Source organism: Longimicrobium sp. (genome assembly GCF_035474595.1).
Classification (GTDB): Bacteria; Gemmatimonadota; Gemmatimonadetes; order Longimicrobiales; family Longimicrobiaceae; genus Longimicrobium.
Map to the genome: position 1 here is coordinate 23,986 of NZ_DATIND010000160.1, position 16,387 is coordinate 40,372.

Below are 16,387 nucleotides of genomic sequence, written 5' to 3' on the forward strand. Positions count from 1 at the left end.
TCAGCCGATGATGGTAACGTCGCCCATGTTCCCGAAGGGGCGAATGTAACCGTGTTGCGGGCAAACGCGCTACGTCTTTCCCGCTCGCGGCGCGGCGGGGCCAGCGGACTCGGTGACGGCGGAGCGATCTGCCGACGAACGCCGGAACAGCGCCAGCACCAGCGCGCCGCCCAGCAGCTCGCCTGCGATGTTCCACAGGCGCGCGGCGATGGAGATGAGGGCGGCCACGCCGACGGGTAGGAGGGGGAGGAGGAGCTGCTTCATCGCGTACTCGCGCACGCCCAGGCCGCCGGGGGCGAAGAAGACGATCCATCCCGCCGCGAACGAGAGCGCGTTCACACCACTGACCATCGGCAGGTGCGCGGGCGCCATCGGCGTCAGCGAGCGGAGGAAGAGCCAGTACGCGGCGCCGTACATTGCCCAGCTGGCCAGCGACATCGCCAGCAGCCCCAGGCCGTATCCCCACGAGCCGTTCCAGCGGATGGTCTCGCGCTTCAGCAGGCGGGGGATGATGCCGAGCATGGCGTTCAGGAAGCGCGGATGCACGAACCCCGCGGCCGCGACGGTCGCCGCGGCGCCGATCGCGATCACCGCAGGCGGAGGCAGGGCGGGGAAGAGCGGCGCGGCCAGCGTCCACGCGGAGACGAGGAGCGCGGAGAGGAGCGTGATTCCCGTGTGCACCAGCAGCGACGTCAGCAGCACCGCGGCGGAGAGGCCGGCCGAGCGGCTGAGCTGCGCGGCGGTGAGGAACTGGAAGACGGTGCCGGGGATGTAGCGCGCCAGGTTGGACAGGAACCAGATGCGCAGCAGCGTGCCGAAGCGCACCGGCGCGTGCTCGAAGCGGCGCAGCACCATCCCCCACACCCACACGCCCCAGACCAGCATCGCCACCAGCAGCGCGATGCTGGCGGCCAGCAGGAGCGGGTCCACCTGCCAGTCGAAGGCGCGGACGCGCGGCCAGTCGCGGGCGATGCTGCGGACGAGAAAGAAGGCCGCCGCCGCGATCAGCAGCGCGGTGGCGGCCTTCTTCCACGCGGGCGAGAGCTTCATCCCGCCGGGGCCGGCTCGGGCGCCGCGGCGGCCGCGTCACCCCGCCGCCTGCGCCAGGCCACCAGCAGCCACGCGCCGTACGCGGCGAGCAGCACCAGCGTCGCCAGCCAAACCCAGAAACCGGTGTGCAGCGACGGGGAATCGAAGGTGAAGACGACGCGGTGCTGCCCGGCGGGGATCACCACGCCGCGGAAGGTGTGGTTCGTCCGGTAGATCTCCGCCGGGCGGCCGTCCACCATGGCCTTCCAGTCCGGGTACCAGTTGTCCGCCAGCACCAGCAGCCCGGCGCCGCTCGCCTGCGCGGCCACCTCCACGCGGTCGGCGTCCTCGCGGGTGACGCGGGCGGCGCCCTGCAGCTGCGGCCCGGCGAGCGCCAGGTCGCGCGGGCTCTCCACCACGGCCGACTTCCGGGGGTCCCACCCCGGCTGCTGCATCGCCTGCAGCGTCTGCCCCTCGCCGGCGCGGATGGCCTGGCCCACGACCCAGGCGCGCGGCAGGGCGTTCACGTTCTCGTAGACGACGGCCTGCTGCCCCTGGAAGGCGGGACGCAGCCAGTCGACGCCCAGCGGCTGCGAGCTCACCAGGTAGCGCACGTTGTCGGCGTTGATGAAGCGCGGGTCCTGCAGGAAGTTGTGGAAGTCCGGCGTGGTTCCCGGCCCGGCGCCCACGTACTCGTTGTAGCGCTGCAGCTGGTTGCCGTGCTCGCCGCCCGCCTGGTCGATGCCGTGGTACATCGGGTAGTTCATCACCCGCGGCCACGCGCTCTGCTGCCCCAGCGGCCACACGCGGAACGGCCCCGCCGCCTGCTGCGTCTTCAGGAACCCGGCTACGTCGTCCTCGGCGTAGTACTCGGCCGGCGCGGGGATGGTGTAGAAGAACTTCTTCCCCAGCATCCACAGGTCCGCCGTGGTCACCGCCGCCAGGATCCACATCGCCGCGGCGGGGCCGATGCGGCGCGAGGTCCACGCCCACAGCACCGCCGTGGCGCCCGCCGCGAAGACGGCGAAGCGCATCCACCCCGGCGCGGCGCTGGGCTCGCCCGGCTGGCCGGGGTGCGAGCCCAGCGCGGCCGCGCCCAGGAAAGCGATCACCACCACCACGCCGCCGATCCACAGCACCAGGTCCAGCCGTTCCCGGTTCTCGGCGGACGCCTTGCGGTCCGCCGCGGCCTCGCGGGCGCGGGCGAGCGACTCCAGCGCCAGCGCGCCCATCGCCACCACCGAGAAGGCGACCATGCCGTACGCCAGGTCCGGCGCGCGGAACTTTTTCAGCCCCGGCAGCAGCGTCCAGTACAGGTGGTAGAGCGGGGTGTGGCCGCCGAACGCCAGCGTCAGGAAGAAGAGCGCCGCCCCCGCGAAGAACCACCAGTGGCGGTTCCGCCGCGCGTACCAGAAGCCCAGCGCGAAGAGGACGAGCGCCACCGCGCCCACGTACTCGCTGTGCAGCTTGAAGCCGTTCTCGCCGTGGTACGCCGAGAACGCCGGCCGGCCGTCGGTCGGGTCGACCACGGAAAGCCCGAGCTGCTCCGGCACCGCCATCGCCACCACGTTCACCGGCGGCATCGAGTACGAGACCGAGTACTCGTAGCCACGCCCCTCGCTCCCCGCGCGCGGCGAGTGCGAGACGTAGCTGGTGAAGGGGAGGAAGTTCACCGCGCCCATCGCGAACCCGAACGCGACGGCGCCGACGCCCAGGAGCACCACCTTGGCCAGCACCCGCCCGCGGCGGACGGTGCCGAGGTGGACGAGGCAGAAGACGGCCCAGACCAGCGCGCCCACCAGCATGTACCACGCGACCTGGATCTGGAACGAGAGCAGCGCGAAGCCGACCGCCGCCGCCGCGCCCGCGAACGGCGCCACCGCGACCGTGCGGATGCCGCGGTGCAGGAAGTAGAAGAGCAGGGGAACCAGGGAGAGGACGATGATCCGCCCGTCGTGCCCGGCATACACCCACGAGGTCAGGATCCCCGTCCACTGGAAGGCCAGGCCGGCCACGAAGGCCACCCACGGCCGCGACCCCATCTCCCGCGCCAGCAGGTACATCCCCCAGCCGGCCACGAAGAACTGGAAGAGGAAGATGGCCGGCAGGATCCCCTGCACGGGGAGCAGCCAGTCGGCCAGGAAGCGCACCGGATAGTACGCGCTGCCGGGGTTGGCGAAGTACGGCACGCCGCCGTACACCCACGGCACCCACTGCGGCAGGTGCCCCGCGGCAAAGCTCTTCGAGATGAAGCTCTGGAAGGCGAAGCCGGAGTTGGAGAAGTCCGTCCCGTACACCTGCCTTCCCGGGAGGAAGGCGGGAAGGAAGTAGACCAGCGCCAGCGCGAGGTAGATCGCGGCGGCGAGGCTCGTTCCCATGCGCGGCTCGGTCTCGGGCGGCGGGGCCAGCATCGAGGCGCGGCGCGCGGGCGCGGCGGCGGTGGCGGTCTTCTTGGTCACGTTCGGCAGATGGAGATGGGTATCGACTCGCGAAATCCCGGAATCCGCGCGAGGTCCGACAGGGAATCGCGCGACGATCGTTGGAAGATGCCACTGAAGTGGCGGCTACAACGGCACGCAGTCCGCCCGCGCGGACTTCCCGCGATCCGGGCTTCAGCCCGTCGCGGCGAGCTTCTGGAGGAACTCGAAGTGGCGGTCGGCCACCTTCTCCCAGCGGAAGCGCTGCGCGGAGATGCGGGCGGAGGCGGACAGCGTCTCGCGCGCGGCGGCGTCCTCCAGCAGGCGCTCCGTCGCGTCCGCCAGCGCCCGCGCGTCGCCGGCGGGAACGAGCATGCCGCCGCGGGGGGCGTCGACCACCTCGGGGAGCGAGCCGGCGGCGGCGGCCACGAGGGGGACGCCGGCGGCCATCGCCTCGGCGGCCACCATCCCGAAGCCCTCGAAGCGCGACGGCATCAGCTGCACCGCCGCGCCGGCGAACAGGCGCTGCCGCTCCGCCTCGTCCACGGCGCCCAGGAGGCGCACGTTGCCCTCGATCCCCAGCTCGCGCGACATCGAGCGGACGCGCTCCATGTCCTTGCCGCGCCCCGCGATGCGCATCTCCACCTCAGGCCGTTTCCGGGCCAGGATGGCGACCGCCTGGAGGAGCGTGTCGAGCCCCTTCTGGATCACGTCCAGCCGCCCGAAGTAGAGCAGGTAGTCCTCCGGACGGCGCGGCAGCTCGAAAAGCTCGCCCGGCACGCCCGCGTACACAAGGTCGATGGGGACTTCGGGCGCGACGATGGCGCGCAGCAGCTCGTACGTGGCCGTCGACGTGGCGGTGAGGCGGCGGGCGCGGCGGATCATCGCCTTCTCCAGCCCCGAAAGGGCGGGAGCGAGCACCGGGCCCCACCGCTCGCGCGCCGTGGGCCCGGTCACGTGGTGCACGGTGATCCCGGACGGCCGTTTGCGCGGCATCAGGATGGGCGTGTACGACGAGAAGTCGAACACCGCCGCGTCGTACTCCGCCGTCCGCAGGAGCCGGTTCGCCGCTGCCGCGTACGTCACCCGGCTCCACGCGTACGGCCCGCGCGCGCCCAGGCGCAGGTAGCGCACGCCGTCGATCGTCTCGTCCTTCGCGCCGGGGTAGCTCCCCGTGGCCACCGTCGCGTCCACGCGGTCGGTGAGGCGGCGGTACAGCTCCAGCACGCGCACGGCGCCGCCGCCCGCCACCCACGGGTTCCGCGGATCGTCGTAGATGACGTGGAGGACCTTGAGCCGCAACGGAAGCGTTCCGGGATGCGAGGCGGGCGGGCGAGCCATGTGCGTGAGCGGGCGGAAGATAGCCGCGCCCGGCCCGCGCGGGCAACCGCCGCGGGCGAGCCCACGAAGCCCGCGACGCAAAACGGCGACGGCGCCCGCGCCTTCCGCGCGGACGCCGTCGCTTTCGCGGCGAAGCGAGCCTGGGGCGCTACCAGCTAGCCTGCCACGCGCCGCTGCGATGCGTCCGCCGCGCGGAAGAGCTTCACGTTGTCCAGCAGCAGCCCGAAGCCGTCGGCGCCGGCGTTCTCGAAGCGCAGCCGCGCCACCACCGGCCGCCGCACGTGGATGGTGCGGGTGAAGACGCGGAACGGCGCCTCGGGCGGCAGCGTGATCTCCTCGCGGAAGGCGTTGCCCAGGCTCACCGTGGTGGTGTTCACGTCGCCGCGGTGCGAGCCGGCGAGGCGGAAGGAGAGCGCGTAGTCGCCCGGCTCCAGCGCGAAGCTCTGCCGCGAGACCAGCGCTCCGGACTCGAAGTGCACGTGGTCCGGGCGGTCGCCGTCCAGGTCCACGTACAGGCCGTTCCCCGGCAGGAAATCCCAGTCCGAGTTGGCGCCCACCAGGTCCACCGTTCCGCCCACCACCTCCCACTGGCGGAAGCGGGCGTACATCAGCGTGGGGATTCCCTCGTTCTCGCCGTCGAAGTCGTCCTGCAGCAGGGCGGGGGATGGCGAAGCGAGGGAGGCGGAGACGATGGGCGGGATGACGAAGACGGGCGGCAGCGGCGCGGGTTCCGGACGCGAGTGGCGGAGCGTTGCGACGGAGCCGATCGCGGTGATCGAAACCGCGCCGCAGAGGGCGTAGACGAGCGAGCTGTTCATCGGATCGGATGAGATCGGCATCGGGATGGAGCGGCTTCCGTATAACGAACCGATGCTCCGCCAACTGACGCGGGATCGTAATCTCCCGTCACCCTGCCATCGCAGATCCAGCGAAAGTCAGGGACGCGGGTCGATGGTGACGAGCACGCTGAACGACCCCAGCCACCGCCGCGCCAGCGCCGAGTACTTCCACGCCTCCAGGTCCGCGCGGTAGTAGCGGGCGGCGACGACGTAGCCGGAGCCGGCCACGCGCTCGGCGATCTGCCGCCAGCGCTCGGGCGGCATCAGGCGCTCGTTCCCCACGTCCTGGCGCGGGTAGCGGTCGCTGGGGATGGAGAAGACGACGGAGCGGCAGACACGCAGCTGCTCGCGGACCAGCCCGGCGATCGCGTCGTCGTCGAAGTGCTCCATCAGCCCCTGCGACAGCGAGACGCCGTACGCCCCGTCGCGGAACGGCATGCGGAAGGCGTCCGCCAGCACCAGCCGCGTCTTCGGCCCGAAGCGCTCCACGTTCGGGCGCGCGGCGCGCATGATCCGCGGGTCGTTGTCGATGCTGACCACGCGCTCCGCCCAGCGCGACAGCAGCGCGGACTGCGCCCCGCTCCCGATCCCCACCTCCAGGATCCCGCCCTTCGCCCGGCGCAGCACCGCGCGCAGCAGCTCCTGGTGGATCAGGTTGCGCTTCCAGAAGGTCAGCGGCCGGATCCGCTCCACGCGGAAGTTGTCCCAGTCCGCGGGGCGATGTGGCTCCGTCACTCTATGCTCCCCTGCGCGGCCGTCGCCGCGACACGTCTCGGTAGATCTCCGCCAGCCGGTCGGCGATCACGTCCCATGAAAAGTTGGCGGCCACGTCCTCGCGGCCGTTCAATCCGAACTCCCGCGCGCGCGCCGGGTCGTCCATCATCCCCGCGATCGCCGCCGCCAGCGCGGGCGCATCGCCGGGGGGGACGAGCAGGCCGTTGCGGCGGTCGCGCACGATGTCCACGATTCCCCCCGCCGCGCTGGCGATCACCGGGCGGGCGTAGCTCATCGCCTCGATGAGGACCACGCCGAGGCCTTCCGTATCCCCCTTCGCGTCGACCACCGCGGGGAGGACGAAGGCGTCGCACGTCTCCAGCCTGCGCTGCAGCTCTTCCTTGCTGACGAAGCCGTGGAAGATGGCGCGCCCGCCCAGCTCCAGCCGCCGCGCCTGCTCTTCCAGCTTCGCGCGGTCCGGCCCGTCGCCCACCACGTGAAGGAGGGCGCGGCGCTCCGCCGGGAGCGAGGCCAGCGCGTCCAGCAGCAGGTGCACGCCCTTCCGCTCCACCAGCCGGCCGACGAACAGGAGCTCGAAGGCCCTCGCGCCGTCGTACGTGTACGGCGGCGGCTCGGCCGGCGCGTCCACCGCGGCGCCGAAGGGGATGATGGCCGGGTCGACCCCGGGGACCTGCTTGCGGAGGCGGTCCGCCGTGTAGGTGCTGATCGCCGTCACCGCGTCCGAGCCGCGCACGATGCGGCGCAGCAGCGGGGCCAAAAAGGGGAACTGCCTCTCCATCCACGTCAGCTCCACCCCGAAGAAGGTGGAGACGAGGGGGAGGCCCGAGCGCCGCTTCGCGTGCAAGCCCAGCAGCCCCTGCGGGATCGGCCAGAAGGCGTGCACGACGTCGAATCCACCGTCCCTGGCCAGCTTGGCCGCCGCGCGCGAACCGGCGGCGACGTAGCCGGGGACCAGGCCCAGGAACCACGGCCGCTCGCGGATGCGGTCGGGCGCGGTCTGGTCGTGCGTGAGCGTTTCCCACCCGCGCGGGGCGTAGCGGAAGCGATGCACGCGCACCCCGTCGATCGTCTGCGAGGCCAGGCCCCGGTACGCGGGGGCCAGCACCTCGACGGCCACGCCGCGGGCCGCCAGGCGGCGGATCGTCTCCACCAGCCAGGGGGTGATGACGTCGGCCGGGTCGCGGGCGTAGGCCGTGACCAGGTACAGGACCTTCACTTGTCGGGAGATTGGCGGCGGGCTATGTTGGACATCTGGCCCAAGATACGGCCCCCCGCCGACCCCGCAAGCACCCGACCGCAGCAGCCGGAGCCTTGGAGCGCGCCCTCGTCATCGTCCCGACGTACAATGAGCGCGAAAACCTGCCTCGCCTCGTGCCCTCCATCCTCTCGCGCGACGAGCGCCTGGAGATCCTGGTGGTGGACGACGGGTCGCCCGACGGGACCGGGGAGCTGGCGGACGAGATCGCGGCGGCCGAGCGGCGCGTGCACGTGCTTCACCGCGCCCAGAAGCAGGGGCTGGGAAAGGCGTACATCGCCGGCTTCCGCTGGGGGCTGGAGCGCGGGTACGACGCCATCTTCGAGATGGACGCCGACTTCAGCCACGACCCGCAGCACCTGCCGCAGTTCCTGGAGGCGGTGGACAAGTACGACGTGGTGCTCGGCTCGCGCTACCTGCACGGCCGCGTGACGGTGGTGAACTGGCCCATCGGCCGGCTCCTGCTCAGCTACTTCGCCAACGTCTACGCGCGCAAGGTCACCGGCCTGCCCATCGCCGACCTCACCGGCGGCTACAAGTGCTTCCGCCGCGAGGTGCTGGCCGCCATCGACCTGGACCGGGTGGAGAGCAACGGCTACGCCTTCCAGATCGAGATGAGCTTCCGCGCCTGGAAGAAGGGGTACCGCCTGGGCGAGATCCCCATCATGTTCGTGGACCGCGACGTGGGCGAGAGCAAGATGAGCAAGTCCATCGTCCGCGAAGCGGTCTGGAGGGTCTGGCGGTTGAGGTGGCTGTCGATCCGCCGGAAGCTGTAGAAAAGAAGTCCTGAGTCCTAAGTCCTGAGTCCTAAGTGGTTGGGTCCCAGGCAGTTCACTTAGGACTTGGGACTTAGCACTCAGGACTTCAGTTCTCTCGTCCGGGAAGCGGTCTGGAGGGTCTGGCGGTTGAGGTGGCTGTCGATCCGCCGGAAGCTGTAGAAAAGAAGTCCTGAGTCCTAAGTCCTGAGTCCTAAGTGGTTGGGTCCCAGGCAGTTCACTTAGGAGTTGGGACTTAGCACTCAGGACTTCAGTTCTCTCCTCCCCACCCGCCCCCATGGCCCAGCCCGGCTCCGAGTTCCTCCGCGCCCTCGCGTCCGCCGCCCTCCGCGAGGAGGATCCCGCGGCGCTGGCCGGGCGCGCCGCCGCGGCGCTCGGCGGCGTCTTCCAGCGCCAGAAGAACCTGGTGCTGGATGTCCAGTTCACCGGCTTCCTCTTCAAGGGCAAGGCGCTCGGCGGGGTCGATCCCTCGCTCCTGCGCGCGGCCGGGCAGCTCATCGTCCTCCACGTGAAGCGCGTCGGCTTCACCCCCGACGCGGGCGAGGCCGATCTCCGCACCTTCTTCGAGATCCTGGCCAGGTCTCCCGCCGACCTGGCGGAGGACTCCGTCGTCGTCCGCCTGCAGCGCCGCAGGCCCGCCGGCATCTACGTCAGCACCATCACCGGCGAGACGTATCGCCCCCCCGCGCGTCCGAAGCCGGAGCCCGCGGCCGAAACGCCCGCGCAGGCCACCGAACCGCAAACGGCTTCGGGGGATGCGGATGCGGGTGCGGCCGCGTCGCCGACCGTTGTCCAGACGATGGGGACGGGGGATGCCACACCGTCCATTTCTTCCGCGGATGCGGGACGGGGCGGGGGAGAGGCGGCGGCACCGGATGCGGCGGAGTCGTTCGATGCCTTCGACGTGGGCGAGACCGAGCTCTCCGACTTCGAGCTGCTGGACGAGTTCCCGGACTTGGGCGCGCCCGCCGCGCCCGCGAAGCCGTCTTCTCCCGCGCCCGCGCCGGGCGGGCGGGGCGAGGAGGTCTCGTCCAACGACATGTTCCACTTCTTCCGCACCGTGCAGTCGGACCGGACCGATGCGGAGGCGGAGGAGCTGGCGGGGATGCTGCACGCGGCCGAGAACCCCTCGCGCTTCGACGAGCTGGCCGAGGCGTGCGCGCGCACAGCCCAGCGCCTGGTCCGCGGCGACGGGCACGCGCAGGCGGTGGAACTGCTCGAGGCGCTGGCGCGCGAGGCGGAGCGCGCCGACCGCACGCGCCTCTTCCGCGACAGCGCGCTGGGGGTGCTGCGGCGGCTGGGCGCGGGGGAGACGCTGCAGCAGCTGGGCGACCTGCTGCAGCGCGCCGCCGCCGCCGAGCGCGACCGCATCCTCCACATCCTCTCCGTCATCGGCGGCGACGCGACCCCGCTGCTGGAGACGATCCTCTTCCGCACGGGCGAGGCGGAGCTGCGCGTGGCCATCTTCCGCCACCTGGCGCGGCACGAGGGCGCGGCGCAGCGTCTGATCGCCCGGGCGATGAGCGACCCCGCGCCCGCGCGCACCCGGCTGATGCTGGAGCTGGCGGCGCTCCCCGGGCTGGACGGCGACGTCGCGCTGCGCTGGATCGGCGAGGCGGCGGGGCACGCGGATGCCGGCGTGCGCACCGATGCGGCCAAGTACGCGGCGGTCATCGGCGGGCGGGGCGGGCTGCGCGTGCTGCTGGACCTGCTCAACAACGACCGCGACGCCATGGTGAAGCGCGCCGCCATCCACGCCCTGGGCGCGCTGGGCGACGCGGCCGCGGTACCGTTCCTCATCCGCGTCGTGGGCGACAGCGGCGACGAAGACGTGCAGGTGGCCGCCATCCACTCGCTCGGCCGCCTGGGCTCGGGCGAGGCGCTGCCGGTGCTGGCCGGCATCATCAACAAGCGCGGCCTGTTCGCGGGAAAGAAGCTGTCGCGCGTGAAGCACGCGGCGCTCGCGGCCATCGCCCGCATCCCCACGCCCGCCGCCCGCGAGGTCATCCACTCCATCGCGGGAGGGAAGGACGGCGAGCTCTCCGCCGAGGCCCAGCGCGTCCTGGCCACGATGGACTGAGCCGATCTCCATCCCCCACATCTTCCCCCCCCGGCCCCGCCGCTCATCCCGAGCCGCGGGGCCGGAGTGCGTTCGGGCATCTCCGCGTCCCTCCAGCATCGTCATGTCTCACGCGGAGACGCGGAGTCGCGGAGGTGCAGGGCGAACGACTCCGCGCCTCCGCGGCTCCGCGTGAGATCCAGCGCTGTCGGGGGACGGCAACGATCCGAATCCGCCGCTGATCCCACCTCTTACCATTGCATTTACATCTGTTGAATGTGTTAAGGGCTACACAGATGTTGAGAGCTTCACATCTTTGACAGGTGTGAAGAGAGCTCACAAATACCTGCACACCAACATCTTACGTTGTTATACCAATGGCTGTGGCCGTGGCGCGCGGTTGTGGCTGCTCGAGGCATGAGTGTCGACGCAGAGGGAAGTTGCGGCCGCTGTCGAAATGCGCTCTTTGTAATCGTTGCCAAGGGAAGTGTTTACAGCCGCGCGGCCGCGCATCATCATCTACCGGTTGCGGTGATCCCGATCCGCCGGCACAGACGCCACCCGCCAGGAGACGAGCTGGATGACATCGATCGATGCGACGTGCCGTCAGACCGACGGGGAAGGCCGGCCGGTGGAGAACCATTCGAGTTTCCCACAGGTTTCCCCAATCTAAGTTTACATAACCTATCTTATACGAACTGGCGCAGCGGTTGCACGAATGGACGAACCTACGCTACCAAGGAGCCACCGATGGCACGCGCGATCTGGAAAGGCAGCATCAGCTTCGGACTGGTAAGCATCCCCGTGGGGCTCTTCAGCGCGGAGAGCCCCGACGAGATCCACTTCCGGCAGCTCGACAAGCGGAACCTGGCCCCGGTCGGCTACAAGAAGTACAACAAGGAGACCGGCGATGAGGTCTCGATGGACGAGATCGTGAAGGGCTACGAGTACGAGGACGACCGCTACGTGCTGATCAGCGACGAGGACCTTCGCCGCGCCAACCCCGAGAAGACGCAGACCGTCGACATCACCGACTTCGTGGACCTGGACGAGATCGACCCCGAGTACTTCGACAAGCCGTATTACCTGGCGCCGACCAACAAGAAGAACATGAAGGCTTACGCGCTGCTGCGCGAAGCCCTGAAGCGCGCCCGCAAGGTCGGCATCGCCAAGGTGGTCATCCGCTCGCGCGAGTACCTGTCGGCCGTGATCCCCCACAGGGACGTGCTGGTGCTCGAGATCCTGCGCTACCCGCACGAGATCCGCGGCACCGGCGAGCTGGAGCTTCCCGGCGAGGACCTGGAGGGGATGGGCGTGACCGACCGAGAGGTGAAGATGGCGGAGATGCTGATCGACGGGATGACCGCCGAGTTCGACCCCGCCAAATACCACGACACCTATCGCGACGACCTGATGGGCCTCATCCACAAGAAGATCGAGAGCGGCCAGACCGAGGTGCTGGACGAGACGCCCGTGGAGGCGCCCGAGCCGCGCGGCGACGTGATCGACATCATGGCGCTGCTGAAGAAGTCGGTCGAGGCCACCCAGCGCCAGCGCGTGGCCGCCGACACCGCCTCGAATTCGGCGGACGACGACGAGGACGACGACGCGGAGGAGAAGAAGCCGGGCCGCGCCGCGAAGAAGTCCACCGCGAAGTCATCGGCCAAGAAGGCGGCCAAGCCCAAGTCCGCCGAGCCCGCGAAGCCGCGGGCCCGCGCGCGCAAGAGCGCCTGAGCCGGGGCGCTCGATGGGGCTCTCGGAGTACCACCGCAAGCGCGACTTCAGCAGGACGGCCGAGCCGCGGGGGCACGAGCACGAAAGCTCGGGCCCCGCGCTCTCGTTCGTCATCCAGAAGCACGCCGCCAGCCACCTGCACTACGACTTCCGCCTGGAGCTGGACGGGGTCCTGAAGAGCTGGGCCGTTCCCAAGGGCCCCACCTACGACCCCACCGTGAAGCGCCTGGCCGTCCACGTCGAGGACCACCCCATCGAGTACGGCGACTTCGAGGGGATCATCCCCAAGGGCGAGTACGGCGGCGGCACGGTGATGCTCTGGGACGCCGGCACCTGGGAGCCGCTCGAAGACGCGCACCGCGGCTACGCCAAGGGCCACCTCAAGTTCCGGCTGGACGGCCAGAAGATGCACGGCGGCTGGCACCTGGTGCGCTCGCGCCGCGGCGAGGAGGGCGAAAAGGAACAGTGGCTCCTGTTCAAGGACGACGACGAGCTGGCCCGTCCCGAGTCCGAGGGAAAGGTCGTGGAGGACGAAGCGCTCTCCGTCAAAACTGGACGGTCGATCGAGGAGATCGCCACGGACGCGGACGCCACCTGGAACTCCAATCGCCCGCCGAAGAAGGGCCTCTTCGCCGACGCCGTGCAGAAGGCCGCGTCGAAGGTGAAGGAGAAGATCACGCCCGCGAAGAAGCCGGCGGCGAAATCATCCCGGACGAAGAAGGCGGCCGAATCCCCCGCCCCCGCGGTCCCCGGCGCGCGCAGGGCGGCCATGCCGCGCGAGCTCCTTCCCGAGCTGGCCACGCTGGTGGACGACGTCCCCGCCAGCGGCGACTGGCTGCACGAGATCAAGTTCGACGGCTACCGCCTGCTGGCGTTCATCGACAGCGGCAAGGTGCGGATGCTGACGCGCAAGGCGAACGACTGGACGGACCGCTTCCCCGGCCTGGTGGCGCCGCTGAAGGCGCTCCCCGCGAAGCAGGCCATCCTGGACGGCGAGCTGGTGATCGTGGCCCCGAACGGCACCACCAGCTTCCAGATGCTGCAGAACGTGCTGAACAACGGCCGGCAGGACGAACTGGTCTTCTACGCCTTCGACCTCCTCTACCTGGACGGGGTGGACCTGCGCGGCGTACCGCTCTCGGCACGGAAGGAGGCGCTGAACGCGCTGCTGGGCGGCGCGCAGACCGGACAGCTGCGCTACAGCGACCACATCTCCGGGAGCGGCAAGGCCTTCCACGCGCAGGCGTGCCGGATGGGGCTGGAGGGGATCATCTGCAAGCGCGCCGACAGCCGCTACGTGTCGAAGCGCGCGAAGGACTGGCTGAAGGTGAAGTGCATGCGGCGCCAGGAGTTCGTCATCGGCGGGTGGACGGACCCCAAGGGCTCGCGCTCGGCGTTCGGCTCGCTGCACCTGGGCTACTACCGCGACGGCGAGCTGATCCACGCCGGCAAGGTGGGAACGGGGTTCGACGAGGAGCTGCTGCGCGACGTGCACGCCCGGCTGAAGAAGCGGGAGACGGACGAATCGCCCTTCTCCGACTTCGGGCGCAAGCGCCGGCCGAAGGACGTGCACTGGGCGCGCCCCGAGCTGGTGTGCGAGGTCGCCTTCACGGAGTGGACCGACGCGGGGACGCTGCGCCACCCCACCTTCCAGGGGCTGCGCGAGGACAAGTCCGCCCGCGAGGTGGTGCGCGAGGACGCGGTGCCGGTGGCCAAGGCGGCCAGGCCCTCCCCCGCCCCGCCGCCGGCCGCGCCCGCGAAGGGAGACTACGACCGCCCGCTGCGCAACCGCGACCTGCTGGAGCGGCCGCCCAGCACCAGCCGTTCGCGCGCGAAAAAGGGCGCCGAGGCCGAGGTGGCCGGCGTGCGCATCACCCACCCGGACAAGGTGCTGTACCCCGACACGGGCGTGACCAAGCTGGAGCTGGCGCGCTACTACGAGGAGATCGGCGAGGACTGGATGCTGCCGTACTGCGGCGGCCGCCCGCTCACCCTGGTGCGCTGCCCCGAGGGCGCGGGGAAGCCCTGCTTCTACCAGAAGCACGCCGACGACAACTTCCCGAAGGCCGTCGGGCGGGTCGAGGTGCAGGAGAACACGGGCGACAAAGACGTCTACACCTACGTCGATTCCGTGGCCGGGCTGGTGTCGCTGGTGCAGATGGGGGTGCTGGAGCTGCACGTCTGGGGGGCCCGGCGCGACAACATCGAGCGCCCGGACCTCTTCATCATCGACTTGGACCCCGCGGCCGACGTGGCGTGGGAGCGCGTGGTGGCGTCGGCGCTGTGGGTGCGCGGGCAGCTGGGCGAGATGGGGCTGGAGAGCTGGTGCAAGACCACCGGCGGCAAGGGCTTGCACGTGGTGGTGCCCATCGCCCGCCGCCACACGTGGGACGAGGTGAAGGAGTTCACCCGGCTGTTCTGCGCCGAGCTGTCACGGCGCGCACCGGGCCAGTACATCACCAAGAGCACGCTGGCCAAGCGCGGGGGCAAGATCTTCCTGGACTACCTGCGCAATGCCCGCGGCGCCACGGCGATCTCGGCCTACTCGGTCCGCGCCAAGCGCGCCGGCGCGGCCTCGGTCCCGCTGGCGTGGGACGAGGTGAGCGCCAAGATCCGCTCCGACCAGCTCACCCCCGCCGCCGTGATCGAGCGCATGAAGAAGCTGACCCGCGACCCGTGGGAGGACTTCTACAAGGCCCGGCAGACGATCACGAAGCAGATGAAGCAGGCGGTCGGGATGAAGGAGTAGGGGCCAGGGGACAGGGGAAAAGTGGACGGCCCGCATCCGGAATCCGGATGCGGGCCGTCGGTACTTCACGCGCGATGCGTCTACTCGATCGGGCACGGCCAGCAGGTGCCGTCGCAGGAGTAGGCGCAGGTGTACGGGCAGGTGTAGCCGGCGTAGAGCTCGGTGCAGTGGTAGGTCGGGCACTGCGCGCTGGGACCGTGCCCGCGCACCGTACCGCGGCCTTCCGGCACGTCGCTGGCCTGGAACGAATCCACCTGCAGCGCGTCGACGTTCAGCTTCAGCTTCCGCTTCATCGTTCCCTCTTGCGTCTGGAGGATGCACGGCGCCGTTGCGCTGCGAAGCGGTTGGGCGCCTTGGTTGCGTCCGTGACGCTATCGGCGGCAGAGATGAAAATCAATAGGCGTGAAGAGGTATGGTGATCTCCAAATAGAAAAGGCGCCGGATTCCGGCGCCTTCCGCTTCTCATATCCCCTTGCAGTCCCTGTCCCCTGTACCCGGTCCCCTACATCAGTTCGTTCGGTAGCGGCGGCTGACCTCGTCCAGGCGCTTGCGCTCCTCCTCGGTGAGCGAGGTCAGGCCCTGCGCGCTGATCTTGTCCAGGATGCGGTCCACGTCGTCGAGCAGGTCCTTCTCGGCGCGGGCGGTGCGCGCGCCGGTGGCGGCCGGGCGCGGGGCGGTGCCCTGCTGCGCGGGCGCCTCCTGCTTGCGCGCGGTCCAGGGCACCACCGCGCGCTGCGTCTTCCGGGTGGGAGCGCGCTTGGTCGGCACCTCGCCCCAGCCGCGCGGGGCCCACGGGCTGTGCAGCAGCCCCCAGGCGGCCGCCATCGCCGCGGCCATGGGCGCCAGGAAGAGGAAGCCCACCATCCCCATCGAGGCGTACCCCAGCACGCTGATCACCAGCACGCCCACGAACAGCCAGCGGATCTGCAGGGGGATGATGGCGAAGAGGAGGATCTCCTCGGTGGGCCAGTACAGCGCCCAGGCCATCAGCAGGCAGTCCAGCACCACCGTGGCGCCCACCAGCGGGAGCGACATGGGCGAGAGCGCCGCCACCGCCAGCGCCCCGATGGCACCGCCGATGACCGCCGTGAACCAGTACAGCAGGAAGCCGCGCCCGCCCCACCGCTCCTCCAGCCGCGGGCCGAAGAAGAAGAGCACCATCGAGCTGAACAGCCACGCGATCACGCTCAGCCCGTGGGTGAACGCGTAGGTGACCACGGTCCACGGCTGGACCAGCACCCGCGACGGGTCCAGCCCGAGCCAGAACGTGATGTCGGGCCCGAACAGGTGGATGAAGATGGTGCCGATGAAGATGGCGGTGTTCAGCACCAGCAGCCGCAGCACCCACGGTGAGAGGGTGCCCCGGAAACCGGATCCGTACGACGACGACGACGGCGAATAGGGCATGACGAAAGCGGCAGAGGGCGTCCGGCGGCGGCGCGCATGCTCGCGC

The 16,387-nt window shown here is 70.5% G+C and carries 12 protein-coding genes; 4 read left to right on the top strand and 8 right to left on the bottom strand.

The genetic code is table 11. The features are described from left to right. Positions 1-69: 69 nt before the first annotated feature. The 6 genes from VLK66_RS28260 to VLK66_RS28285 all read right to left on the bottom strand — a co-directional run bounded on the left by VLK66_RS28260 (position 70) and on the right by VLK66_RS28285 (position 7,577). A complete protein-coding gene (locus VLK66_RS28260) occupies positions 70-1,050 on the bottom strand; it encodes a lysylphosphatidylglycerol synthase domain-containing protein (protein ID WP_325312874.1) in 981 nt (326 codons plus the stop codon). Beyond that, on the bottom strand, positions 1,047-3,488 hold the full coding sequence (locus VLK66_RS28265; RefSeq protein ID WP_325312875.1) for a YfhO family protein: 2,442 nt from the start codon (positions 3,486-3,488) through the stop codon (positions 1,047-1,049). Before VLK66_RS28265 ends, VLK66_RS28260 begins: the two co-directional genes overlap by 4 nt. 153 nt (positions 3,489-3,641) lie before the next feature. Next, on the bottom strand, positions 3,642-4,748 hold the full coding sequence (locus VLK66_RS28270; RefSeq protein ID WP_325312876.1) for a glycosyltransferase family 4 protein: 1,107 nt from the start codon (positions 4,746-4,748) through the stop codon (positions 3,642-3,644). A gap of 194 nt (positions 4,749-4,942) precedes the next feature. After that, complete coding sequence (locus VLK66_RS28275) at positions 4,943-5,605, bottom strand: hypothetical protein (RefSeq protein ID WP_325312877.1); 663 nt, start codon at positions 5,603-5,605, stop codon at positions 4,943-4,945. A 117-nt stretch (positions 5,606-5,722) separates the two neighbouring features. Next, complete coding sequence (locus tag VLK66_RS28280) at positions 5,723-6,361, bottom strand: class I SAM-dependent methyltransferase (protein WP_325312878.1); 639 nt, start codon at positions 6,359-6,361, stop codon at positions 5,723-5,725. A 1-nt stretch (position 6,362) separates the two neighbouring features. Beyond that, complete coding sequence (locus VLK66_RS28285) at positions 6,363-7,577, bottom strand: glycosyltransferase (RefSeq protein WP_325312879.1); 1,215 nt, start codon at positions 7,575-7,577, stop codon at positions 6,363-6,365. A gap of 95 nt (positions 7,578-7,672) precedes the next feature. Here VLK66_RS28285 and VLK66_RS28290 point away from each other — a divergent pair, with 95 nt between their 5' ends. From VLK66_RS28290 to ligD, 4 genes are all read left to right on the top strand, one after another. Beyond that, positions 7,673-8,392: a polyprenol monophosphomannose synthase gene (locus tag VLK66_RS28290; RefSeq protein ID WP_325312880.1), complete on the top strand. Its 720-nt coding sequence runs from the start codon at positions 7,673-7,675 to the stop codon at positions 8,390-8,392. A gap of 277 nt (positions 8,393-8,669) precedes the next feature. Further along, complete coding sequence (locus VLK66_RS28295; RefSeq protein WP_325312881.1) at positions 8,670-10,472, top strand: HEAT repeat domain-containing protein; 1,803 nt, start codon at positions 8,670-8,672, stop codon at positions 10,470-10,472. A 729-nt stretch (positions 10,473-11,201) separates the two neighbouring features. Then, on the top strand, positions 11,202-12,185 hold the full coding sequence (locus tag VLK66_RS28300; protein WP_325312882.1) for a Ku protein: 984 nt from the start codon (positions 11,202-11,204) through the stop codon (positions 12,183-12,185). Between the two features lie 13 nt (positions 12,186-12,198). Beyond that, positions 12,199-14,934: a DNA ligase D gene (gene ligD / locus VLK66_RS28305; protein WP_325312883.1), complete on the top strand. Its 2,736-nt coding sequence runs from the start codon at positions 12,199-12,201 to the stop codon at positions 14,932-14,934. An 80-nt stretch (positions 14,935-15,014) separates the two neighbouring features. Here ligD and VLK66_RS28310 read toward each other — a convergent pair whose 3' ends face one another. Together VLK66_RS28310 and VLK66_RS28315 are read right to left on the bottom strand one after the other, a co-directional pair. Then, a complete protein-coding gene (locus tag VLK66_RS28310) occupies positions 15,015-15,227 on the bottom strand; it encodes a hypothetical protein (protein ID WP_325312884.1) in 213 nt (70 codons plus the stop codon). Between the two features lie 214 nt (positions 15,228-15,441). After that, a partial coding sequence (locus tag VLK66_RS28315) for a rhomboid family intramembrane serine protease (protein WP_325312885.1) occupies positions 15,442-16,387 on the bottom strand: 946 nt, incomplete at its 5' end.